The following is a 20,339-nucleotide window of genomic DNA, read 5'->3' on the forward strand; positions in this document are numbered from 1 at the left end:
AGCCTGGGCGAACGGATTGGCCCCCCGACCGGCGCGGGCGGGGTCAGAACCAGTTGAACGGGTCGACCGGGCGACCGTTCTGGAGCACGGTGAAGTGCAGGTGACAGCCGGTGGACCAGCCGGTGGAGCCGACGTACCCGATCACCTGTCCGCGGCTGACCCGCTGGCCGGGCGAGACGATGTAGCGGGCGGCGTGGTTGTAGATGGTGGCCAGGCCGTGGCCGCGGACGAGTCCGTGGTCGATCACGAGCCGGTTGCCCCAGGCCGTCTGGTAGTAGCGCGACATCACGGTGCCGTTCGCGGAGGCGTACAGCGGGGCGCCGCACCCGCCGGTGCCGAAGTCGACGCCGTCGTGCAGCGACCGGTAGCCGTAGATCGGATGGTTGCGCCAGCCGAAGGAGGAGGTGACGTAGCCCTTCACCGGCCAGTTCAGGTAGCCACCGGTGGGGCCGGTCTGCAGGTTGCCCTTGGCGGCGGCCTGTTTCTTGAGCTCCTCGGCGCGCTTGCGCATCCGCTCCTCGAGGCGCTGCTGCTGCTGCTTCAGACGGGCGATGACGGCCAGGTCACGCTTCCTCGCCTTGTCGGCGGCGCGGCGGGCTCGGCTGTGCCGGGAGACCAGGTCGGCCACGCGCGAGGTGGCCGCCTGGGCCTCCTGCTCCAGGGAACGCATCGTGGCCAGGTGATCGGCGGCGGCCTGGCGCCGCTCCTTCACCTGGGCGCGGGTGTCCCGGACCTTGTTGTGTTGCACCGCGAGTTTCACCTCGGCCTGGCGCAGGTTGTCCAGGGTCCGGGCCTCGTGCCCGGCGAAGATCCGCATCGCCTCGGAGGCGCGGATCAGGTCGGCGGGGTCCTTCGCCTCGAGCAGGGTGACGAAGCCCTGCATCATCGGGTCGCCGTCCTTGTACGCCGAGGTGATCACGTGCTCCACGTGCACCGCCTGTTCCTCGACATCTGCGCGACCCTGCCGCAGTTCCTCGCGGGCTACCCGCAGCCGCTCTTCGGCGGCAGCGAGCCGATCGGCCATCCGGGCGTCCTCTGCCCGGGCCTCTGCCAGCCGGGTTCGCGCCGTGGAGAGCCGACTGCGGGCTGTGGAGAGCCGCGCCTCGGCCTGCTCCAGTTGCCGACTGGTGCGGCGTAGACGCTGACTCGACTCGCGGAGGTCGTCCTGGGCGTTGCCGAGTTGGTTGGTGACCTTCCCCTTGCGCTCCTTGAGGTCCTCCAGCTCCGAGGCCGCGGCGTTGGTGCCCACGACGACTGCGGGGACGCCAGCCACCAGCACCAGCGCTGCGAGAGTCGCAGTCGCCCGGTGGCGGAGGGCACGGGGGAAGGAACGCACCTGGTCTGCCTTCGAGTGTTCGGGGAAGAGAACGCTTCGACGTTAGACGACCTTGATCACACTTTTACGTATTTGCGGATAAGTGCGAGTGTCGGCAGCATCGTCAGCATCGGCCCCAGGATGGCGATGCCGGCCACGGCGAAGAGGTACTCGTCCACGCCGATCCAGGGCAGGAAGTCGATGAACACCGAGATCCGTTGGTGGACACCGAAGTACATGAACGCACCCAGCGCCCCGGCAGCCAGCCCGACGCCGATGATCGCCGAGACCAGCGACTCCAGCAGGAACGGCAACGCGATGTAGAGGGTGGAGGCACCCACCAGGCGCATGATGCCGATCTCCCGACGTCTCGCGACCGCGGCGAGACGGATGGTGTTGCCGACCAGCAGGATCGCGGCCAGCACCAGGAATCCGGCGATGCCCAGGGCCCCCCACTTGAGCACGTTGATGGAGGCATAGATCGGCGCCAGCGCGTGTCTGAGGTCCCGGATCGAGGAGACGCCGTCCAGACCGATCACGGCACTGGTGATGCCCTCGAAGTCGCGTGGGTCGACCAGTTCGATCCAGATCGCCTCCGGCATCGAGTCCACGTCGGCGGCAGGGTTGGGGCCGGAGAACGGCTCCTCGCCGAAGATCTCCTTGACCTTCTCGAAGGCCTCCTCCTTGGACTCCAGGTAGTGCCCGGCGACCTCGGGGTTGGTCTCGACGACGTCGAGGATCGCCTCCTTCTGCGCGTCGGTGACCTCCCCGTTGCAACTGGGGTTGTCGTCGCGGTCACGGCAGAGGAAGACGGTGATCTGCAACTGGCTGCCCCAGTACGCCTCGGCTTTGGCAGCCTGCTGGTTCAGCAGCACCCCCAGGCCGACCAGGGTGAGAGAGACGAAGAGGGTGAGTACGACGGCCAGGTGCATCGAGAGGTTGCGGCGAAGGCCCTGGAAGAGCTCGGTGAAGACATAGCGAAGAGGCACGGGGGGTCCTAGCGGTTCGGCAGGCCGTAGACGCCTTGCGCCTCGTCCCGGATGACGGTGCCATGGTCGAGTTCGATGACGCGTTTGCGCATCTGGTCAACGATGCCGGCGTCGTGGGTGGCCATCACCACGGTGGTGCCGGTGCGGTTGATCCGGTCCAGCAGCTTCATGATCCCGACCGAGGTGGTGGGGTCGAGGTTGCCGGTCGGCTCGTCGGCGATCAGGATCATCGGCCGGTTCACGAACGCGCGCGCGATGGCGACCCGCTGCTGTTCACCGCCGGAGAGTTCGTCGGGCATCCGGTGCCCCTTGCCGTCCAGGCCGACCAGTTCCAGGGTCTCCGGCACCACGCGGTTGATGTGGCCGCGGGACTTGCCGATCACCTGGAGGGCGAAGGCGACGTTCTCGGTGACCGTCTTGTTGGGCAGCAGCCGGAAGTCCTGGAAGACGGTGCCGATCTGGCGACGTAGCCGGGGCACCTTCCAGCCGGCCATCCGGTTGATCTCCTTGCCGGCGACGTAGACGCGGCCGGAGGTGGGCCGGTACTCGCGGAGCACCAGGCGCAGGAACGTGGACTTGCCGGACCCCGAGGAGCCGACGAGGAAGATGAACTCCCCCTTCTCGACGTCCACGGAGACGTCACGCAGGGCTGCATGTCCCTGCCCGGGGTAGGTCTTGGTGACCTTCTCGAAGCGAATCACTGGGCCGAGACTACTCAGCGGGTCCTAGTCGACGGTGGCGCCGCGCCGCCAACGGATCCCGGCCTCGAGGAAGCCGTCGATGTCGCCGTCGAAGACTGCCTGGGTCTGGCCGGTCTCGTGCAGGGTGCGCAGGTCCTTGACCATCTGGTACGGGTGCAGCACGTAGCTGCGCATCTGGTCACCCCAACTGGCGGCCACGTCACCCTTGAGTTCCTTCAGGTGCGCCTCTTCCTCGGCCTTCTTCAGCGCCAGGAGTTTCGCCTTGAGGATCACCATCGCACTGGCGCGGTTCTGCAGCTGGCTCTTCTCGTTCTGGCAGCTGACCACGGTGCCGGTCGGCAGGTGGGTGAGCCGGACCGCGGAGTCGGTGGTGTTCACGCTCTGACCGCCGGGGCCGGACGAGCGGTAGACGTCGACCCGGATCTCCTCGTCGGGGATGTCGATCTCGTCGGTCTGCTCCAGCACCGGCACCACTTCGACCGCGGCGAAGCTGGTCTGCCGGCGGCCCTGGTTGTCGAAGGGGCTGATCCGGACCAGTCGGTGGGTGCCGGCCTCGACGCTGAGGGTGCCGTAGGCGTACGGCGCGTGGATCGCGAAGGTGGCCGACTTGATGCCGGCCTCCTCGGCGTAGGAGGTGTCGAAGACCTCGACGGGGTACTTCCGCTGTTCGGCCCAGCGGGTGTACATCCGCATCAGCATCTCGGCGAAGTCGGCGGCGTCCACCCCACCGGCGCCGGAACGGATGATCACCAGCGCCTCGCGGGCGTCGTACTCACCCGAGAGCAGGGTGCGCACCTCGAGCGCCTCGACGGCCTTCTGGACGCGGGTGAACTCGGCCTCGGCCTCGGCCATCGACTCGTCGTCGCTCTCCTCGGCCGCGAGCTGGGTGAGCACCTCGAGGTCCTCGAGTCGATCGTGCAGCGAGGTGAACCGCTCCAGCTCGCCCTGCAGGGCGGAGAGGCGGCCGGTGACCCGCTGGGCGTTGGCCTGGTCGTCCCACAGATCGGGGGCGGCCACCTGCTCTTCCAGATCGGCGATCTCGCTGTTCATGGCGGGGATGCCAAGCACTTGCTCGATGGTCGCCATCGTTGCGGAGAGCTGCTTCAGTCGTGCGTCGAGGTCGGGTGATGCCACGAGAGTCAACGGTACGGCACGCCCTGCAGAACTGTGGACACCGGGCGCTGGAGTTGATAGGGATGGAAGTGCAGGACTGCGGGGAAACACATCGAAACCGACGAATTCGATCGGAAGGTCACGTTATGTCCGCACAAATCGCAGCAAACCTCATCGACTGGCAGACAGGTTTCACCAACGCCTGGACCCAGATCGCCAACTTCGTGCCGAAGCTCGCGATCTTCCTGGTGGTCCTGGTCATCGGCATCCTCGTCTCCAAGGCGGTCTCCGGGGCGTTGGGCAAGGTGATGGAGAGACTCGGCTTCAACACGGTGCTGGAGAAGTCCGGCGCCAATCGGATGCTCGAAGGCACCCAGATCAAGCCGATCGGGCTGATCACCAAGCTCGTCTACTACTTCCTGCTGCTGATCTTCCTGCAGTTGGCGCTGAGTGCGTTCGGGCCGACCAACCCGGTCTCTGCGATCGTCAACGACATCGTCGCCTGGTTGCCGAGCCTGTTCGTCGCGGTAGTCATCCTGGTCGTCGTCGGTGCGATCGCGAACGCGGTGCGCGACCTGATGGGGGCGGCGCTCGCCGCCGTGTCGTACGGCGCGTTGCTGACCCGGATCACCACGGTCTTCATCATGGCGCTCGGTGTGATCGCGGCCCTGAACCAGATCGGTGTCGGCGCCACGGTGACGCTGCCGGTGCTGATCGCGGTGCTGGCCACCATCGGCGGCATCTTGGTGGTCGGTGTCGGCGGCGGCCTGGTGCGGCCGATGACGGCGCGTTGGGAGGGCTGGCTGCAGACGATCAGCTCCGAGGCCTCCAAGGCCCAGGCGCCGCAGAGCCCCGCGGGCGGTGCCCCGATGGGTCAGACCCCGTATGGGGAGGCCCCGCCGAGCCCGCAACCCCCGCAGTACTGACAACGACTGTCGAGAGTCACCCGAGCGGCAACGGAAGGTGAAACACCCACGCCGGGAAGTGGAGGAAGAAGTACGCCGTAACAAGTCCCTCGAGGTTGTGATGGATTGCGAACTCAAAGGTCGCGACCGATACGGCCACGAACGCGACGATGCGCACTGCGGCCGCAGCCGGCGTCCTCCACATCAGCAGTCTCCTTCGAGCTGCTCGCAGCCTACTCGAGGCCCCCGTAGTCGCGGCAAGGTCCGCCGCACCGCGTTGCCCTCCAGGCCGTGAAGGCTGTTGGGCCCATCCCCTCAGCCCACCTTGTCGATCCATCGGGTGAGCCGTCCCTGGGCATCGACTTCGTGAAACGCCGGTGGGCCGGGCACCGGGTCGTCCTGGAGGGTGGCAATCACTTCTGTGGATCCGCGCAACTGCTCCTCGATGCCGGTCGTCCAGTGCACATCGGGGGCCAGGAAACGCTCCAGGCGTGCCCAGTCACGGCGCTCGATGAGCGTCAAGATGTTGCCCACGACAGGGACCTGCTCAGCCACCCCGCATCAGCCCTTCCCGCATCGTGCCCGTACAACAGGTGAGCACAGGGATGGTACTCCCCAGGCGCCGCGCCGCGATGAGCCCGTGTCGCCCGAACACAGCCCGAGGGATTCAGGGCCCGACTGCTCACGCTGCAGGATGCCGACGGGCAGCGGGGCGGCGGCAACACGGCAACACGGCAACCAAGTTCCTGCCATTCCCCCAATCCCGGGACACCGACCTCGGCGCGATGTGACCATGAGGGGACACCCCCCTCTTTGGACCCTTGGAGACCCCATGTCCTCGCTGCTCTTGCGCCGTATCGCCTCGCTCGGGGCGGCCATGGTGCTCGTGGCCTCGCCGCTTCTCGTCCCCACCGCCGCGAACGCTGCCGCCCTCTCCTGCACGGCCAGCGTGTCCGACTCGAATCCCAAGCGGTACTCCAACGTGTACGTACGAGTGAAGACGGCGCCTGCTGCCACGGTCCGAACCGTCGCGCACTACAAGACGACGAAGACCATCAAGAGGGGGAAGGCGAACTCCGTCGGCAGGGCAACCCTCAAGTACTACATCTCGGGAGCCACGCCCGGCTACAGGGTGAAGGTCTCGGTGACTGTCACCAAGAACGGCAGATCGCGCACCTGCGCGACGTCCTTCACTCCGCGTAGGTGACTGGGTAGTTCTGCTCGACGCCTCACTGCCGCAGCCGCAACGAGGCGGACCCGTCCGCCCCCACCCGTGGCGCCTCGGGGGCGAACGGCAACCCGAGCGGCAGCTCCAGGCGAGCACTGAGCCGGACCAGCACCCGGTCACCGGCCACCCGCACGGTCATCTGGAGGTCGTCGTACTGCTGCCCGGCCCCGGTGTCGGTCAGATAGGCCGCCACCGCGGCCCGGGCGGCGGCGGCCTCGATGACCAGGTACTCGTCTCCGCCGGGGAGGACCCCGCCGGTGGTCCCGGAGGAGGACTCGGCCGCGAACAGAGCGGCCCCGTCGGCCAGGTTGTCCAGCCCGGCGCGCTGCAGGTACGCCGCGGAGGCGTTCACGACCACCGCTGCCACCATCATCACCATCACGGCCACCCCGACGATGAACAGCGTGGTCTGTCCCTGCTCGCCGCGACTCATCCGCCGCTCCGGAAGCGGCCCCGGGGCACGGTGTGACTGGCACTCACCGGGATGCTCGGCTGGGCGGAGCCGAAGACCCTGGGCAGCAACGGCAGATCGATCCGTGAGGAGACCCGCACCTCGATCACCGCGCCCGGCGCCAGACAGGAGGAGGGCGAGCAATCCACCTCCAGTGCCCACCGCGGGTCGTCGATCCCCTGATCGGCGTAGGCCAGCGTCACCGCGGCGCGGGCCTGGCGGTGAGCCTCCTCGTCACTACCGGCGACCGAGATCGCCCGACCCGCTGCGCTGGCTGCGGCGGTGGCGGCATAGGCCTCACGTTGCACTTCGAACACGGTCACCATCAGGTAGATCAGCGGCACCAGGAGCAGCAGTCCCAGCCAGGTGAACTCCACCAGCATCGTCCCGGCCTCGTCGCGACGCCGCCTCATGGCACCCGCTCGCGCACCGAGCGTCCGACCGCGGAGACCTCGGTGGCCGGCCCCCACAGACCCAGCGGCGGCACGGTCGCCCGTATCCGGACCTCCAGCACCGCGGCGCCCTCCACCTCGGCGTAGCCCGCGGCGATGTCGTCGGCGAAGCGGGCGGCCAGCACTCGGGAGACGACCTGACGGGCCCGGGCCCTGGCCTCGTCGGGGCCACGGTCGAGACGGGCGCCGTGCCGGGCCGCGTCGGAGGCAGCAGCGTTGAGCGTGTTCCGCACGTGCAGTACCAGGCCGAGGTGGATCAGGCCGAGCAGCAACGGCACCAGGATCATGGCGAGCAGAACGAAGTCGACGACCGCCGACCCCCGCTGGCTCCGACCCCGGCGCATCTCAGCGGACGCTGTTGAGGGCGTCGCTGAGCATCCGACGCAGCTCGGTCTCGGCCACGGCCCAGATCGCCACCACCAGGGCGACGGTCATGATGGTGATCAGCACCCAGCCGGGGACGTCGCCGCGTTCGTCGCGGCCAAGGATCCTGGCGTGCAGGCGGGCGGGCAGATGGTGCATGGGGGTGTTCCTCTCCTCTAGGGCGTGGTCAGGTTCAGGCCGATCAGGCCCGGGTAGAAGGCGAAGACGATGGTGACCGGAAGCACCAGGAAGACCACCGGGACCATCATCAGCACCTCCTTGCGGGCAGCGGTCTCGATCAGTTGTCGTCGGCCGGCTTCGCGTACGTCGGCGGCTTGGGCATGCAGCACGTCGGCGAGCGGGGTGCCGCGTTCGACAGCGACCGCCACACCTTGGGCGAACCGGGCCACCAGAGGCAGTCCGGTGGACGAGGCCATCCGGTCGAAGGCGATCGCCACCGGCATCCCGGTGCGTACCTCGGCCAGCACCCGGGCGAGCTCCTGCGACATCGCGCCTCCGCTGCGGCGTACCACTCGGTCCAGTGCGCTGACCGGGCTCTCGCCGGCGGCGACCGCCAGGGCGAGCAGTTCGGCGATGGTGGGGAACTCGGTGAGGATCTGCCGCTCGCGTGACTTGGCCTGCGAGGTCAGCCAGGTGTCCCGGGCAAGCACGCCGACCACGAACGCGACCGCACCCAGGATCAGCAGTGTCGGGATCCGGGAAGGCTCCCGGAAGGCGCCGATGCCCAACGGCAGTGCGACCACCGCGAGCCCGGCGAAGCCCCAGAGGACCTGCTCCACCCGGAAGGCGGCCACGTCGGTCTCGAGACCGGCCCGCCGCAACCGCTGCCGGACCGCGGTGGCGCCGCCGAGGATCCGGCCCACGGCGTCGGCGGTGGAGCTGAGCGCTGGGCCGAAGACACCTGCCGCGGCGGCCCACGGTCCGGTCTGGGTCGGCGGCTGCGCTCTGGGTACGCCGGCGGGTCGCGGCAGGTCGGCCAGGTGCGGGAGGACCCGGACCGCCAACGAAGGGCGTCGTCTGGCCCAGAGCCGGTCACCGGTGAGCCAGACCCCGAAGCCGAGCATGCCACCGAGCAGCGCTCCCCAGACCATCATGTGAGGATCCGCTGTTCGGTGGGGAGACGGCCGATCCGCATCATCAGCCGGTAGGCGACCACACAGCAGCCGGCACCGCCGGCCAGCACCAGCACGCCTCCGGCCGAGTTGTAGCGGCCGATCACCTCGGGCTGGAAGCAGAGCAGGAACAGCACCAGCCAGGGGGCTGCGACGGCCATCCGTGCTCCGGCGACGGTCCAGGTCTGCCGGGACTCCATCTCGCTGCGGGTGTGGGCCTCGTCGCGCAGGTAGCCGGAGAGGTTGCGCAGCAGGCGGCCGAGTTCGCCGCCGCCGACCTCGCGGGCGACCCGGAGGCCTTCGATGACCCGGTCGCCGACCGGGTCGGCGAGCCGCTCCTTGAGCCGGTCCAGAGACTCACTGAAGCGGCCGGTGAGCTGGTAGTCCAGGGCGAACTGGGTGAACGCCGGCCGCAACGGCTCGGGGCCGCGTTGCCCCAATGCGGCGACCGCCTCTGGCAGCGAGAGCCCCGCCCGGACGGCGGAGGCGAGGTTGTCGACGGCCTCGGGCCATACCTGGGCGAACTCGCGTTGCCGGTTCCGGGCGCGGCTGCTGACCAGGATCACAGGCAGCCAGCCGGCCATGGTGGCGAAGACGATCGCGACCGGCAAGGTCCGCGACAGCACCTGGATGAGGAGCCCGACGGCCAGGGCCGACACCACGCACAGGGTCACGAAGCCGGACGGTGCGACCTGCCCCAGTCCGGCCCGGACCAACAGCGCCCGGAGCCGACCAGTCCGGGTGGCGGTCCTCGCTGCCCGGGGCGGCATCGCCACTGCGGCCCAGATCAACGCCAGGCCGAGTCCGGTGCTGAGCCCAAGGACGACCCCCATCAGGCCGGTCCCAGCAGTTGGTGCACGTCGACCCCGACCCGCGCGTACCGCTCCGGACGGATCGGCATGCCCTGGCCGCGGACCAGCTCACCCGCCGGCCGCACGAAGACCGGCTCGGTCTCGATGATGTCGTTCTCCACCCGCCCGGTGACGGCGACGATCTCGTTGACCCGGCGTACCCCGTCGTTGTCGATGCCCAGGTGCACGACCAGATCCACCGAGCTGGCCACCGTGGGGACCACGAAGCGGGCCGAGATGTTCTCGCCGGCCAGCAACGGCAGCGTGCACATCTTCACGAGGGCCTCGCGGGCGCTGTTGGCGTGCAGTGTGCACATCCCCGGCAGGCCCGAGTTGAGCGCGAGGAGGAGGTCCAGGCACTCCTCGGCGCGGACCTCGCCGACGATGATCCGGCTGGGCCGCATCCGCAGGCTCTCCTTGACCAGGTCCCGCAGCCGCACCTCGCCGGTGCCCTCGAGGCCGACCTGGCGGGTCTGCAACTGCACCCAGTCGGGGTGGTTGAAGCGGAGCTCGTAGACCTCCTCGGCGGAGATCACGCGCTGTCCGCCGGGGATGGCGCTGGCCAGGCAGTTCAGCAGGGTGGTCTTCCCGGCCTGGGTGCCACCGGCGACCAGGATGTTGAGCCCGGCTCGGACACTCGCTTCGAGGAAGGTGGCCGCCCGTGCGCTGAGTGAGCCGAGCTCGACCAGGTCGTTCAGCCCGGTCGCGCGCAGCGTGAACTTGCGGATGTTGACCGCGGTGAACTCCCGAGCGATCCCTTCCAGGACCACATGCAGCCGATGCCCGTCGGGCAGCATCGCGTCCACGAAGGGCTGGCTGATGTCGATCCGCCGACCACTGGCCTTGAGCATCCGCTCCACCAGCTCATTGACCTGGGCGGCGGTGAGCACCAGGTTGGTCAACTCGTGGCGCCCGTGCCTGGCCACGAAGACCCGGCTGGGGTCGTTGATCCAGATCTCCTCGATCTCCGGGTCGTCCAGGAACGGCTGCAACGGGCCGAAGCCGGAGATCCGCGCGAGCAACTCCCCCACCACCGCCGACGGATCGACCAGCGGCGTGACCGCCCCCGAGAGGCTGCGGTCCTCGTGCTCGGCGACGATCTCCTCGACGATCCGACGTACCACGGCAGTGTCCCGCTGCGGATCGACGCCCTGCCTCCGCACCCGGTCACGGACGTCCGCGTCGAAGTGGTCGAGCAGTTCGGCGTGCGCCGGACTGTACGGATGGCTGTACGCCGTAGCCGAGATCATGCGAGCCCCGTCCCGAGATGGAAGTTGATCGTCGCGGACACTCTAAGCGTTCGACACCGGATGGCGACAGCACGACTGTTCATCCTGTGGATGACGCCCGCTGGTCGACCATCGACGATGAGTCGGGGGGTCTCCCTAGGTTCACCGGCATGAACGAATCCACCGCACCGCCCGTGGCGCCCGCCACCTCATTCATCCATAGGACCTGGGTGATCGTCGTTGCCCTGCTCTTCTGTTTCCCCGCCGGCCTGATCTTCCTGTGGCTGCATCCCCGACTGTCGACCAAGGTGAAGGGCATCGTGACCGGCGCCGTCGGCCTCGTCGTCGTGCTGGCCGTACTCAGCGGGGCGGCTGCGGACGAGACGCCGGACACCGTCGGCCAGGCCGACTCCGCCCAGGTGGACGACGCCGGCTCGACCACGACGGTGGACGAGCCCGAACCGGAGCCCGAGCCCGAACCGGAGCCCGAACCGGAGCCCGAGCCCGAACCGGAGCCGGAGCCGGAGCCCGTGGAGCAGGAGGCCGCTGAACCGGCCGAGACTCCCGCGCAGGCGAACGCGCGCCGTTCCGCCGAGCAGTACATCTCCTACACCGCGTTCTCGCGGACGGGCCTCATCGACCAGCTGAAGTTCGAGGGGTACTCCCAGGACGACGCCGCCTACGGTGTGGACGCCATCGAGGTGGACTGGATGGAGCAGGCGGCCAAGTCGGCCGAGCAGTACCTTTCCTATACCGCGTTCTCCCGCTCCGGTCTCATCGACCAGTTGGTGTTCGAGGGCTTCACCCGCAAGCAGGCCGAGCACGGCGCGGACGCGGTCGGCCTCTGAGCTGACGCGGACCGTCCCGACGGGTGGTGACTTAGCGCCGGGTGGGCACGCACCGCCTCAGCTGGGTGTCTCTAGCCCGAGCTAGCCTGGCCCGAGGCGGGCAAAGTCGCGCCGAATCTCGACCCAGACGAAGTCGACCCACTCCGGATTCTGCGTACCGCCGCCGAGGCCCTGTGCCTCGGCGCGGTCATCCAAGTCCGCCAAGTAGGCGGAGAGATCGGCCCATCCCCCAGGCAAACCTAGGAACCACAGACGCTCATGCGGGGCTGGCGGAAACCCGACGGCGACGAGTTCGCCATCGATCTCAGCCCGCTGCTCCGCAACCAGGTTCTCAGACCAGTCCCGCTCGAGGACGCCCTCATCCGACAGTCCCAGGGTCGGCGACGTGGAGCCCGAAGGTCCCGCAGTGACACCTAGGGTGAGTGGGAGCCCACCAGTTCGGCGAAGACGATGACGTTGTCGTTGAAGGTACGAGTTGCGGGGTCCAGCCCACCGCACGTGATCAGTCGCAGTCCCACGTGGTCGATGTCCCCGTACACCTCCTGGGTAGGGAACTCACTCTTGAGATGATTCTCTACCCGCGTGGCACGGAAGGTTGCGACGCTCCCATCCTCTCGGGTGACGATCACCTCGTCGCCGGGGCGGAGCTTCTCCAGATCGCGGAAGACACCCGGCCCCCGCCAGCGCACATGGCCCGCGATGATCGCTGGCCCGAGCTCACCCGGCGTGGGCGCTCCGACGTACCAGCCAGCGGGAAAGCCAGCCGGCGGCACCTCCATCGTCCCGTCCTCCTGCAGCCCCAGACCCATCAGTTCAGAGTCCACGTCGATCGCTGGGATCTGCACCCGGACCGGTGTCGACGCCGCCATGGGTCCCGGCACCACGGACCTCTCGGGCTCCGCGGCACGCGTGGGCGTCACGGAAGGTGTGGCCTCGGCGACAGGCGGTGCCGTGCTCTGCGCGGTCGCGCGCAACGGTTGGGCATCCGATCCATCCGAACAGCCGGCGGTCGCCAGAGCGAGCGTCACCACGGCCGCGAGGGCACCGAGCAGGGTCCGGCGACAGCCGCGCCCGGACCCTGTTGGGTGTTCGTGCTGCACCGGAGTGCCCTCAGGAGCACCAGCGACGCCGTGTCAGGAGCAACGCCACGCCAGCCGCGCCGGCCAGCAGGACACCGGGCAGTAGATATGAGTTGATGGCAGCCGATTGCGCACCGGCGTCACCAGTGTCCACCGGCCCGTCCGGCACGTTCGGGACCTGACCGTCGCCGCCGCCACCGCCACCGCCGCCACCGCCACCGCCACCGCCGCCACCGCCACCGCCGTTTCCGTTGCCGCCGCCATTGCCGCCGTCGCCGTTGCCGTTTCCGCCGTTGCCGTTGCCGTTGCCGTTGCCGTTGCCGTTGCCGTTGCCGTTGCCGTTGCCGTTGCCGTTGCCGTTGCCGTTGCCGTTGCCGTTGCCGTTGCCGTTGCCGTTGCCGTTCCTGCCGTCACACTCGGGCCGAGTGATGGTGTTGCTGTCCATCGTGACAGCGCCATTGCGGGCGAGCACTCGGCCCTCGACCGTGGCGTTGGTGTTCAAGGTGATGCTCTGCAAGGCGAGGATGGTCCCCTGAAAGCTGGTCGTGGTGCCGAGGGTGGCTGAAGTGCCGACCTGCCAGAAGACGTTGCACGCGTCTGCGCCGTTGATCAGAGTGACGCTGCTGTTGGACGCCGTGATGAGGGTGGATCCAGCCTGGAAGACGAAGACCGCATCCGGGTCGCCGCCGCCGTCCAGTGTGATCCCGCCTGTGAGGGAGATCGAGGACGCGGAGTTGTAGATGCCAGGAGTCAACGTTTGGCCCTCGGTGAGGACGGCAGGCGATTCCGCTTCCGGAGGTGTCTGACCAGCGGCGTTGTTGTACGCGTTGACCAGGTCTTCCTTCGCGATCGCTGCCCGACCATCGTCGATGTTGGTGACTCCGTCGAGCTGGGTCACCCCCGCTTGTCCGGCGAACGACGTGCCGGGGGCGAGCCCGATGTCCCCGGTGACCGTGCTCGAGCCGGTGTTGGTGATGGTCGAGCCCGCGAGGATGGCGAAACTCTCAGCAGTGCCGAGCGGCACGACGGTCGCTTGGGCGTGGGCGCTGTTCGCCGGGACCAAGAGTAGGGCGGCCGCACAGAAGCCGATCAGGATTGAGTCACGTGCGTTGTGGAATCGCCGAGGAGTCACCTTCGGACGATGAATCGAGCCATGCATCAAGTACCTCCCGGAGGCTAGCCGAACACGTCCCGAGTCGGGTGGGGTTCGGGGGCGGTCCGCACGAACCCTGATCGACGGCGCCAACAGGGTCGGTGACAACCTCGACCGTCGCCTCCCAGCGAAAGAAGAACCAACTAAGGTTCCTCTGAGCATCGTCCTCAACCTGAGTTATGTCAATAGCGGCGGTACCGTGCCGCTATGGAGGTGCTCACCTGGCTGCTGGACTCCGACCCCGCGCTGCGCTGGCAGGTGCAACGCGACCTGGCCGACGAGCCGCCCGAGGTGTGGCAGGCGACACGGGCCCGGGTCGCCACCGAGGGATTCGGGGCCCGACTGCTCGCGCTGCAGGATGCCGACGGGCAGTGGGACGGCGGGGCCTTCTTCCCGGCCGGCTTCGACTTCGACCGCGTCGAGACCGAGGGGCAGCCGTGGACGGCAACCACCTGGGCGCTCTCCGCGCTGCGCGAGTGGGGGGTGGACGCGGAGCGCCTGGCCGGCACCGCCGATCTGCTGGCCGAGAACAGCCGCTGGGAGTACGACGATCTGCCGTACTGGGGCGGCGAGGTTGACTGCTGCATCAACGCCTGGACGTTGATGAACGGGCTGTGGCTGGGCGCGGATGTCGAGCCGCTGGCGGACTGGTTCGTCGAGCACCGCCTCGCCGACGGCGGCTGGAACTGCGACTGGGTGGAAGGGTCGACCCGCTCGTCGTACCACTCCACGCTCAACTCACTCAAGGGCATGCTCGCCCACCAGGCGGCCACCGGTGGCACCACCGCGACCCGAGACGCCCGCCGCGGCGGCGAGGAGTACCTCTTGGAGCGGCACCTCTACCGGCGCCTCAGCACCGGCGAACCCGTCGCCGACTGGGTGCGTCGCTTCGCCTACCCGTTCCGCTGGTACTACAACGTGCTGAACGCCGCCGACCACTTCAGGGCCGCGGCCCTGCTCGACGGCACCGCCCCGGACCCCAGGATGGCCGAGGCGATCGAGATGATCCGCGCTGCCCGCCAGAGTGACGGCACCTGGCTGCAGGCACGACGGCATCCGGGCCAGGTCTGGTTCGAGGTCGATGTGGCCGGCGGCGAACCCTCGAAGTGGGTGACCTTCCACGCGACCCGGGTGCTGCGCTGGTGGGACGAGGCGGTCCTATGACCGGGGTCTCAATACGCTCGCTGGCGCTCGCACTCGACCGCCGACTGGCCGACTCCGCTGGCGACCGAAAATGTCGGAGGGCTGGTGTTGGCTGGTTCTCATGGAGGCCACGGACCTGACCGAGCTGACGAGCGGGGCACTGCTCGACTTCGCCGGTGCCCAGGCCCGGTCGGTGCGCGTGGCCGAGGTGCAGCTGCTGCGGGCTGGCTACCAGTGGGCGGTGCTGAACAACCCCGACACCCTGCCCGCCACCACGGCCCCGGGCCGCGAGCGAGCCCGTCGCTGGGGCGGCCAGGGCACCCCCGAGGTGGCCGAGTTCGCCGCCGCCGAGTTCGGCGCCCGGCTCGGCGTCTCGCCGTACGCCGCCCGCGCGCTGATCGCCGACGCCCTCGATCTCGAGCACCGGTTCCCGCTGCTGTGGGCACGAGTGCAGGCCCTGGAGGTGAAGGTCTCCTACGCCCGGCACGTGGTCGCCCGAGCCCGGGACCTGACCGCGGCCCAGGCCGGGTACGTCGACGCCCGGGTGGTCGAGTCCGCCGATGGCCGGGTCAGCTGGTCGCGGTTCGAGACCCTCGTGACCGCAGCCGTCGACGCCGCCGACCTCGACGCCGCTCGGGAGCGGGAGACCAAGGCAGCGAAGGCAACCTTTGCCAGGAAGCTGGGCACCGAGAACGCCGGGATGGCCTCGTTCCTGATCCGTGCCGATGTCGCCACCATCGACCTCATCGACGCCGCCGTCACCACCATCGCCAGCAAACTCGCCGCCACCCTTCCCGAGGCCAGCGGCCCCGACGACGAGCGGCCCAGCCCCGACGAGCTCCGCGTCCGAGCGGTGGCCGTGCTGGCCGGCATCGACCTGGCTGACATCGACCTGGCTGGCATCGACCTGGCCGACCTGATGCCGCGGGTCCAACTGTTCGTCCATCTGTACGGCGGCGTCGACGGCACCGGGGTCGCCCGGATCGAAGGCCATCAACCCGTCACCGAGGAGTGGGTCCGACACCACCTGGGCCGCTACGCCAGATTCACCATCCGGCCCGTGTTCCACCCTCACGACCAGGCTCCCGTCGATGCCTGGGAGATCCCCGACCGACATAGACAGGCCGTGCGCCTGATGACGCCGGCCGATGTCTTCCCCTACGCATCCTCGGTCAGCCGCGGGATGCAGATCGATCACACTGTCCCCCACGCGGCGGGCGGTGTCTCGGGCATCGGCAACTACGGTCCTATGACCAGCCACCACCACCGGATCAAGACCTTCACCCGGTGGCAGGTCAAGCAGCCCTTCCCAGGCATCTACCTCTGGCAGGACCCACACGGCCACACCTACCTCGTGGACCACACCGGCACTCGAGCGATCGCGACCGACCCGCGCGACCAGACCGCTGCCTGAAGGACCCGCCGACCCTGAGCCGACCTCAGGGGCGACCCGGGGGCAGGCCCGGGGAGGTACCCGAAGCGCCCATCGGGTCATCCGCGACATCGTGACGGTCATGATCACAGTCGAATCCCTGACCAAGCGGTACGGCGGGCTCACCGCCGTCGACCACGTCTCGTTCACCGCCCAGCCCGGCCGAGTGACCGGCTTCCTCGGCCCCAACGGCGCCGGCAAGTCCACCGCAATGCGGGTGATGGTCGGCCTCACCGAGGCCACCGCCGGTCAGGCCACCATCCTGGGGCGCCGCTACACCGACCTGCCCAACCCCGGGCGCGAGGTCGGCGTACTCCTGGACGCCTCCGCCCAACATGCCGGCCGCACCGGCCGCGAGATCCTGACCATCGCCGCCAAGACGATGGGCCTGCCCACCTCTCGGGTGGACGAGATGCTGGCCCGGGTCAGCCTCACCGACACCGAGGCGACCCGGCGGGTCCGCAACTACTCCCTGGGCATGCGGCAGCGCCTCGGCATCGCCACCGCGCTTCTCGGCGACCCGGAGGTGCTGATCCTCGACGAGCCGGCCAACGGCCTCGACCCGGCCGGCATCCGCTGGATGCGGGACCTGCTCCGAGACTTCGCCGACGCCGGCGGCACCGTGCTGCTCTCCTCGCACCTGCTGCACGAGATCGAGGCGATCGCCGACGACATCGTGGTCATCGGCCAGGGCCGGATCGTCGCCGAGGGCACCATCGCCGAACTGCTCGCCAGCGCCAGCACCCGGGTGTGCGCGGCCGATGTCACCGCCCTGGCCACCGCACTCGCCGCGGCCGGGCACGAGGTGACCCTCACCCCCGATGGCGCCGTGCAGACCGATGCCACCCCCGCCGCGGTCGGCGAACTGGCGCTCGCCGCCCGGATCGCCCTCACCGAACTACGCGCCAGCGACGGCGCCCGACTGGAAGAGATGTTCCTCGAGCTCACCGCTGACACCCAGCGCGAGAGCCGACTCACGGACCTGGAAGGAGCGGCATGAGCACCGCACTACTGACCCCCACGGAGGCACCCGCAGCTCCGCGTCCGCGGACCGCCCCGGCGCCGATCCCGTTCACCCGACTGGTGGGCGTGGAACTGCGCAAGATGTTCGACACCCGCAGTGGCCGCTGGCTGCTGATCACCATCGCCGCGCTGGCCCTGGTGGCCACCGCCGCGGTGATCGCGTTCGCACCGGCCGAGTTCATCACCTTCGAGTCGTTCGCCACCGCGGTCGGGGTGCCGGCAGGCAGCCTGCTGCCGATCGTCGCCATCCTCGCGGTGACCAGCGAGTGGAGCCAACGCACCGGACTCACCTCGTTCACCCTGGTGCCGCGCCGCGGCCGGGTGCTCGGCGCCAAACTCGTCGCGACCGTCCTGGTCGGCGTGGTGGTGGTCCCGGTGATGCTGGCCATCGGGTCACTGGGCAACCTGCTCGGCGCCGCCATCCACGGCATCGACCCGGTCTGGGACACCTCGGCGCAGATCCTCGCGCAGAACGTCGCCGCGTTCGTGCTGGTGATGTTGATCGGCTTCACGCTGGGCGTGCTGATCCGCAACTCACCGGGCGCGATCGTCGCCTACTTCGTCTACTCCCTGGTGCTGCCGGGTCTGCTCGCCGCGCTGGCCGCGTTCCAGGAGTGGTTCCGCGACATCCACCTGTGGGTGGACTTCAACATGGCCAGCACCGTCCTCTACGACGAGCACCCCACCGGCGAGCAGTGGGCCCAGCTGGGTGTCTCCGGACTGATCTGGCTGGTCATCCCGCTGGCGCTCGGGCTTTGGCTGGTGCGACGTAGCGAGGTCAAGTAGGGCACATGAGTCAGGTGCGGCACCCGGATGTCCCGGGCGCCGCACCTGTGCGCGTCACCAGCTCGACTTGGTGATGCCGGGCAGTTCGCCGTCGTGGGCCATCGTCCGGAACCGGATCCGCGAGGTGCCGGTCTTGCGCAGGAAGCCGCGCGGCCGGCCGTCGACCTGATCCCGGTTGCGCAGCCGCGTCGGCGAGGAGTCCCGCGGCAGCTTCGACAACTGCGCGACCGCCTCGGCCAGCTCGGCCGAACCCGGCTCGGCGCGGCGGACCTGCTCCTTGAGCTCGGCGCGCCGCTCGGCGTACTTGGCGACCACGGCCTCCCGACGCTTCTGGGCGGCGATCTTCGACTGCTTGGCCATCAGCGCTCCTCCTTGAACATCACGTGCTGTCGGATCACCGGGTCGAACTTGCGCAGCTCCATCCGGTCGGGGTCGTTGCGGCGGTTCTTCTTGGTGACATAGGTGTAGCCCGTCCCGGCCGTCGACCGGAGCTTGATGATCGGGCGGATGTCGCTGTTCTTGGCCATCAGAACTTCTCTCCTCGCACGCTCAGGTCGGCGATCACGGCGTCGATGCCGCGCCGGTCGATGATGCCGATCCCCTTGGCGCTGACCCGCAGCGTGACTTGGCGACCCAGGCTCGGCACCCAGTAGCGCTTGCGTTGCACGTTGACGTCGAAGCGCCGCTTGGTGCGGCGATGACTGTGCGACACGTGGTGGCCGAAGCCCGGCGTGGCGCCGGTCACCTGGCAGTGACGTGACATGACGTTCTCCCGTCTGGCATGATTGGTAATGATTCTCATTCTAGCATCAGGAGAGCGCATGAAGCAGGGCATCCACCCGGAGTACCGACCGCTGGTGTTCCGGGACCGGTCCACGGGCAAGCTGTTCCTCACCAAGTCGACCAGGACCAGCGACCACACCGTCGAGATCGACGGCCAGACCTACCCCGTCGTCGACGTGGACGTCAGCAGCGACAGCCACCCCTTCTGGACCGGCAAGGCGAAGCTGATCGACTCCGAGGGACGTGTGGAGGCATTCGAGCGTCGCTACGGGAGGAAGGGATGAGAACCGGTGTCGTCCTGGTCAGCGGGGTCGACCCGGCACCGATGGCCAGCGCCCTGGTCTCCCTGCAGTGGGACCTGGCCCGCGCGGTCGCGGTGCGCCACCACATCGACCCGGACCGCAGCGTCCTGGAGCGAGTGGTCAGCGACGCCTCCGGAGTCATCGAGCACGAGGAGATGCTGCTGGAGCACGCCTGCGTCACCTGCGCGCTGCGTGAGGACATCGTGCCCACCCTGGAACGACTGGCCGCGGACGGGCGCTGGGATTCGATCATCGCGCACCTGCCGATCGGCTGCGAGGCCTTCCACGTCGGCCACGTCCTCGCCCTCGACGCCCGCCTCTCCCGTCGCCTCAAGGTGACCAGCATCGTCGCAGCCCTGGACGCGGACACCCTCGTCGAGGACCTGCTCGGGGACGACCTGCTGTCCGAGCGCGGATGGCACAGCTCCGAGGACGATCGCCGCGGCGTCGGTGAGGTGGCCACCGCCCAGGTCGAGTACGCCGATCTGGTGGTGCTCGCCGGCACCCCCAACGACAGCGCCCATGCCCTGGTCCGCACCCTGGCCCGCCCCGACGCCGAGGTGATCGTCGGCACCGAGCAGCTCACCGGCGTGATGGCGGCCGACCACCGGCACAGCCACACCCGCAGCCACGCCTGGACCTCCCCCACCCGAGTGATGGACCTGCCGGCACCCGCCTCGGACGCGGTCTGGCAACTCGAACTCACCTCGCACCGCGCCTTCCACCCGGACCGACTGCTGGAGGACCTGGAGCGGCTGGGCGCCGGTCGGCACCGGTCCCGTGGCTGCTTCTGGCTGCCCACCCGCCCCGAGGTGGCCTGCGTCTGGGAAGGCTCCGGCGGCCAACTCAGCATCGGCACCGGCGAGCCGTGGGGACGCCGCCCGGCTCGCACCCGACTGGTGCTCACCGGCGTCGGCACCGCCCCCGCCCACCTGACCGAGGTCTTCGAGGGCCTGCTGCTGCAGCCCACCGAACTGGCCGACCTGCCCCGCTGGACCGGCGTCTACGACGACGGCTTCGAGCCGTGGCTCGGCCCGATCCGCGATATCGCCTGAGAGAA

The 20,339-nt window shown here is 69.1% G+C and carries 28 protein-coding genes; 9 read left to right on the top strand and 19 right to left on the bottom strand.

Features of this window, described 5'->3' with window-relative positions:
* Window positions 1-43: 43 nt before the first annotated feature.
* The 4 genes from JKG67_RS19010 to prfB are packed head-to-tail and all read right to left on the bottom strand — an operon-like array spanning window position 44 to window position 4,139.
* The gene (locus tag JKG67_RS19010; RefSeq protein ID WP_203336057.1) at window positions 44-1,336 is read right to left on the bottom strand and encodes a peptidoglycan DD-metalloendopeptidase family protein; all 1,293 of its coding nucleotides are present in this window, start codon (window positions 1,334-1,336) and stop codon (window positions 44-46) included.
* Window positions 1,337-1,392: 56 nt separating this feature from the next.
* Window positions 1,393-2,304: a permease-like cell division protein FtsX gene (gene ftsX, locus JKG67_RS04370; protein ID WP_203336058.1), complete on the bottom strand. Its 912-nt coding sequence runs from the start codon at window positions 2,302-2,304 to the stop codon at window positions 1,393-1,395.
* An 8-nt stretch (window positions 2,305-2,312) separates the two neighbouring features.
* Window positions 2,313-3,005 (bottom strand): cell division ATP-binding protein FtsE, encoded by a 693-nt coding sequence (gene ftsE, locus JKG67_RS04375; protein ID WP_203336059.1) that lies wholly within the window; start codon window positions 3,003-3,005, stop codon window positions 2,313-2,315.
* A 24-nt stretch (window positions 3,006-3,029) separates the two neighbouring features.
* Window positions 3,030-4,139, bottom strand: coding sequence for a peptide chain release factor 2 (prfB, locus tag JKG67_RS04380; RefSeq protein ID WP_203336060.1), 1,110 nt, complete (start codon window positions 4,137-4,139; stop codon window positions 3,030-3,032).
* A 125-nt stretch (window positions 4,140-4,264) separates the two neighbouring features.
* Here prfB and JKG67_RS04385 point away from each other — a divergent pair, with 125 nt between their 5' ends.
* Window positions 4,265-5,044 carry a mechanosensitive ion channel family protein gene (locus JKG67_RS04385; RefSeq protein WP_203336061.1) on the top strand — a complete coding sequence of 260 codons (780 nt, stop codon included), beginning with the start codon at window positions 4,265-4,267 and terminating at the stop codon, window positions 5,042-5,044.
* A gap of 16 nt (window positions 5,045-5,060) precedes the next feature.
* Here JKG67_RS04385 and JKG67_RS04390 read toward each other — a convergent pair whose 3' ends face one another.
* Window positions 5,061-5,228: a hypothetical protein gene (locus JKG67_RS04390; RefSeq protein ID WP_203336062.1), complete on the bottom strand. Its 168-nt coding sequence runs from the start codon at window positions 5,226-5,228 to the stop codon at window positions 5,061-5,063.
* 110 nt (window positions 5,229-5,338) lie between these two features.
* Window positions 5,339-5,557 (bottom strand): hypothetical protein, encoded by a 219-nt coding sequence (locus tag JKG67_RS04395; protein ID WP_203336063.1) that lies wholly within the window; start codon window positions 5,555-5,557, stop codon window positions 5,339-5,341.
* 298 nt (window positions 5,558-5,855) lie between these two features.
* On the opposite strand from JKG67_RS04395, the gene JKG67_RS04400 reads away from it, so the two are divergent.
* Complete coding sequence (locus JKG67_RS04400; protein WP_203336064.1) at window positions 5,856-6,230, top strand: hypothetical protein; 375 nt, start codon at window positions 5,856-5,858, stop codon at window positions 6,228-6,230.
* 22 nt (window positions 6,231-6,252) lie between these two features.
* Here JKG67_RS04400 and JKG67_RS04405 read toward each other — a convergent pair whose 3' ends face one another.
* Genes JKG67_RS04405 through JKG67_RS04435 form a run of 7 tightly spaced genes read right to left on the bottom strand, consistent with a single transcriptional unit; the run spans window position 6,253 to window position 10,751 of the window.
* A complete protein-coding gene (locus tag JKG67_RS04405; protein WP_203336065.1) occupies window positions 6,253-6,684 on the bottom strand; it encodes a pilus assembly protein TadG-related protein in 432 nt (143 codons plus the stop codon).
* Window positions 6,681-7,115: a hypothetical protein gene (locus JKG67_RS04410; protein ID WP_203336066.1), complete on the bottom strand. Its 435-nt coding sequence runs from the start codon at window positions 7,113-7,115 to the stop codon at window positions 6,681-6,683. Before JKG67_RS04410 ends, JKG67_RS04405 begins: the two co-directional genes overlap by 4 nt.
* Complete coding sequence (locus JKG67_RS04415) at window positions 7,112-7,498, bottom strand: TadE/TadG family type IV pilus assembly protein (protein ID WP_203336067.1); 387 nt, start codon at window positions 7,496-7,498, stop codon at window positions 7,112-7,114. The genes JKG67_RS04410 and JKG67_RS04415 overlap by 4 nt, the downstream gene beginning before the upstream one ends.
* Before the next feature lies 1 nt (window position 7,499).
* Window positions 7,500-7,676, bottom strand: a complete 177-nt coding sequence (locus JKG67_RS04420) for a hypothetical protein (protein WP_203336068.1) — start codon at window positions 7,674-7,676, stop codon at window positions 7,500-7,502.
* A gap of 17 nt (window positions 7,677-7,693) precedes the next feature.
* Entirely contained in the window at window positions 7,694-8,632 is a 939-nt protein-coding gene (locus tag JKG67_RS04425; protein ID WP_238997965.1) for a type II secretion system F family protein, read from the bottom strand.
* Window positions 8,629-9,483 (bottom strand): type II secretion system F family protein, encoded by an 855-nt coding sequence (locus JKG67_RS04430; RefSeq protein WP_203336069.1) that lies wholly within the window; start codon window positions 9,481-9,483, stop codon window positions 8,629-8,631. The genes JKG67_RS04425 and JKG67_RS04430 overlap by 4 nt, the downstream gene beginning before the upstream one ends.
* Window positions 9,483-10,751, bottom strand: coding sequence for a TadA family conjugal transfer-associated ATPase (locus JKG67_RS04435; RefSeq protein WP_203336070.1), 1,269 nt, complete (start codon window positions 10,749-10,751; stop codon window positions 9,483-9,485). The genes JKG67_RS04430 and JKG67_RS04435 overlap by 1 nt, the downstream gene beginning before the upstream one ends.
* A gap of 149 nt (window positions 10,752-10,900) precedes the next feature.
* On the opposite strand from JKG67_RS04435, the gene JKG67_RS04440 reads away from it, so the two are divergent.
* Window positions 10,901-11,578 (top strand): Ltp family lipoprotein, encoded by a 678-nt coding sequence (locus JKG67_RS04440; protein WP_203336071.1) that lies wholly within the window; start codon window positions 10,901-10,903, stop codon window positions 11,576-11,578.
* 81 nt (window positions 11,579-11,659) lie between these two features.
* Here JKG67_RS04440 and JKG67_RS19320 read toward each other — a convergent pair whose 3' ends face one another.
* The 3 genes from JKG67_RS19320 to JKG67_RS04450 form a co-directional block, all read right to left on the bottom strand.
* The gene (locus tag JKG67_RS19320) at window positions 11,660-12,076 is read right to left on the bottom strand and encodes a DUF5956 family protein (protein ID WP_504739126.1); all 417 of its coding nucleotides are present in this window, start codon (window positions 12,074-12,076) and stop codon (window positions 11,660-11,662) included.
* The gene (locus JKG67_RS04445; protein ID WP_203336072.1) at window positions 11,992-12,498 is read right to left on the bottom strand and encodes a class F sortase; all 507 of its coding nucleotides are present in this window, start codon (window positions 12,496-12,498) and stop codon (window positions 11,992-11,994) included. Before JKG67_RS04445 ends, JKG67_RS19320 begins: the two co-directional genes overlap by 85 nt.
* 190 nt (window positions 12,499-12,688) lie before the next feature.
* Complete coding sequence (locus JKG67_RS04450; protein WP_203336073.1) at window positions 12,689-13,789, bottom strand: ice-binding family protein; 1,101 nt, start codon at window positions 13,787-13,789, stop codon at window positions 12,689-12,691.
* A 228-nt stretch (window positions 13,790-14,017) separates the two neighbouring features.
* Here JKG67_RS04450 and JKG67_RS04455 point away from each other — a divergent pair, with 228 nt between their 5' ends.
* From JKG67_RS04455 to JKG67_RS04470, 4 genes are all read left to right on the top strand, one after another.
* Window positions 14,018-14,974, top strand: coding sequence for a prenyltransferase/squalene oxidase repeat-containing protein (locus JKG67_RS04455; protein WP_203336074.1), 957 nt, complete (start codon window positions 14,018-14,020; stop codon window positions 14,972-14,974).
* Window positions 14,975-15,074: 100 nt separating this feature from the next.
* Window positions 15,075-16,367 carry an HNH endonuclease signature motif containing protein gene (locus JKG67_RS04460; protein ID WP_203336075.1) on the top strand — a complete coding sequence of 431 codons (1,293 nt, stop codon included), beginning with the start codon at window positions 15,075-15,077 and terminating at the stop codon, window positions 16,365-16,367.
* Between the two features lie 100 nt (window positions 16,368-16,467).
* Window positions 16,468-17,385: an ABC transporter ATP-binding protein gene (locus tag JKG67_RS04465; protein ID WP_203336076.1), complete on the top strand. Its 918-nt coding sequence runs from the start codon at window positions 16,468-16,470 to the stop codon at window positions 17,383-17,385.
* Window positions 17,382-18,194, top strand: a complete 813-nt coding sequence (locus tag JKG67_RS04470) for an ABC transporter permease subunit (RefSeq protein ID WP_203336077.1) — start codon at window positions 17,382-17,384, stop codon at window positions 18,192-18,194. The genes JKG67_RS04465 and JKG67_RS04470 overlap by 4 nt, the downstream gene beginning before the upstream one ends.
* Window positions 18,195-18,248: 54 nt before the next feature.
* Here JKG67_RS04470 and rpsN read toward each other — a convergent pair whose 3' ends face one another.
* The 3 genes from rpsN to rpmB are packed head-to-tail and all read right to left on the bottom strand — an operon-like array spanning window position 18,249 to window position 18,957.
* Window positions 18,249-18,554 carry a 30S ribosomal protein S14 gene (gene rpsN, locus JKG67_RS04475; protein WP_203336078.1) on the bottom strand — a complete coding sequence of 102 codons (306 nt, stop codon included), beginning with the start codon at window positions 18,552-18,554 and terminating at the stop codon, window positions 18,249-18,251.
* Window positions 18,554-18,721: a 50S ribosomal protein L33 gene (rpmG, locus tag JKG67_RS04480; RefSeq protein ID WP_238997967.1), complete on the bottom strand. Its 168-nt coding sequence runs from the start codon at window positions 18,719-18,721 to the stop codon at window positions 18,554-18,556. Before rpmG ends, rpsN begins: the two co-directional genes overlap by 1 nt.
* Window positions 18,721-18,957 (bottom strand): 50S ribosomal protein L28, encoded by a 237-nt coding sequence (gene rpmB / locus JKG67_RS04485; protein WP_203336079.1) that lies wholly within the window; start codon window positions 18,955-18,957, stop codon window positions 18,721-18,723. Before rpmB ends, rpmG begins: the two co-directional genes overlap by 1 nt.
* A 58-nt stretch (window positions 18,958-19,015) precedes the next feature.
* Here rpmB and JKG67_RS04490 point away from each other — a divergent pair, with 58 nt between their 5' ends.
* Window positions 19,016-19,261 (top strand): type B 50S ribosomal protein L31, encoded by a 246-nt coding sequence (locus JKG67_RS04490; RefSeq protein ID WP_203336080.1) that lies wholly within the window; start codon window positions 19,016-19,018, stop codon window positions 19,259-19,261.
* Window positions 19,258-20,334, top strand: coding sequence for a CobW family GTP-binding protein (locus JKG67_RS04495; protein ID WP_203336081.1), 1,077 nt, complete (start codon window positions 19,258-19,260; stop codon window positions 20,332-20,334). The genes JKG67_RS04490 and JKG67_RS04495 overlap by 4 nt, the downstream gene beginning before the upstream one ends.
* Window positions 20,335-20,339: the final 5 nt, after the last annotated feature.

It is taken from the genome of Nocardioides limicola, from assembly GCF_016827675.1.
In the GTDB taxonomy this organism is placed as follows: domain Bacteria; phylum Actinomycetota; class Actinomycetes; order Propionibacteriales; family Nocardioidaceae; genus Nocardioides; species Nocardioides limicola.

Coding starts and splice junctions, on each gene's coding strand:
- JKG67_RS04385 (WP_203336061.1), top strand. CDS start 4,265: ATGTCCGCACAAATCGCAGCAAACCTCATCGACTGGCAGACAGGTTTC.
- JKG67_RS04390 (WP_203336062.1), bottom strand. CDS start 5,228: ATGTGGAGGACGCCGGCTGCGGCCGCAGTGCGCATCGTCGCGTTCGTG.
- JKG67_RS04400 (WP_203336064.1), top strand. CDS start 5,856: ATGTCCTCGCTGCTCTTGCGCCGTATCGCCTCGCTCGGGGCGGCCATG.
- JKG67_RS04405 (WP_203336065.1), bottom strand. CDS start 6,684: ATGAGTCGCGGCGAGCAGGGACAGACCACGCTGTTCATCGTCGGGGTG.
- JKG67_RS04410 (WP_203336066.1), bottom strand. CDS start 7,115: ATGAGGCGGCGTCGCGACGAGGCCGGGACGATGCTGGTGGAGTTCACC.
- JKG67_RS04415 (WP_203336067.1), bottom strand. CDS start 7,498: ATGCGCCGGGGTCGGAGCCAGCGGGGGTCGGCGGTCGTCGACTTCGTT.
- JKG67_RS04420 (WP_203336068.1), bottom strand. CDS start 7,676: ATGCACCATCTGCCCGCCCGCCTGCACGCCAGGATCCTTGGCCGCGAC.
- JKG67_RS04425 (WP_238997965.1), bottom strand. CDS start 8,632: ATGATGGTCTGGGGAGCGCTGCTCGGTGGCATGCTCGGCTTCGGGGTC.
- JKG67_RS04430 (WP_203336069.1), bottom strand. CDS start 9,483: ATGGGGGTCGTCCTTGGGCTCAGCACCGGACTCGGCCTGGCGTTGATC.
- JKG67_RS04435 (WP_203336070.1), bottom strand. CDS start 10,751: ATGATCTCGGCTACGGCGTACAGCCATCCGTACAGTCCGGCGCACGCC.
- JKG67_RS04440 (WP_203336071.1), top strand. CDS start 10,901: ATGAACGAATCCACCGCACCGCCCGTGGCGCCCGCCACCTCATTCATC.
- JKG67_RS04455 (WP_203336074.1), top strand. CDS start 14,018: ATGGAGGTGCTCACCTGGCTGCTGGACTCCGACCCCGCGCTGCGCTGG.
- JKG67_RS04460 (WP_203336075.1), top strand. CDS start 15,075: ATGGAGGCCACGGACCTGACCGAGCTGACGAGCGGGGCACTGCTCGAC.
- JKG67_RS04465 (WP_203336076.1), top strand. CDS start 16,468: ATGATCACAGTCGAATCCCTGACCAAGCGGTACGGCGGGCTCACCGCC.
- JKG67_RS04470 (WP_203336077.1), top strand. CDS start 17,382: ATGAGCACCGCACTACTGACCCCCACGGAGGCACCCGCAGCTCCGCGT.
- rpsN (WP_203336078.1), bottom strand. CDS start 18,554: ATGGCCAAGCAGTCGAAGATCGCCGCCCAGAAGCGTCGGGAGGCCGTG.
- rpmG (WP_238997967.1), bottom strand. CDS start 18,721: ATGGCCAAGAACAGCGACATCCGCCCGATCATCAAGCTCCGGTCGACG.
- rpmB (WP_203336079.1), bottom strand. CDS start 18,957: ATGTCACGTCACTGCCAGGTGACCGGCGCCACGCCGGGCTTCGGCCAC.
- JKG67_RS04490 (WP_203336080.1), top strand. CDS start 19,016: ATGAAGCAGGGCATCCACCCGGAGTACCGACCGCTGGTGTTCCGGGAC.
- JKG67_RS04495 (WP_203336081.1), top strand. CDS start 19,258: ATGAGAACCGGTGTCGTCCTGGTCAGCGGGGTCGACCCGGCACCGATG.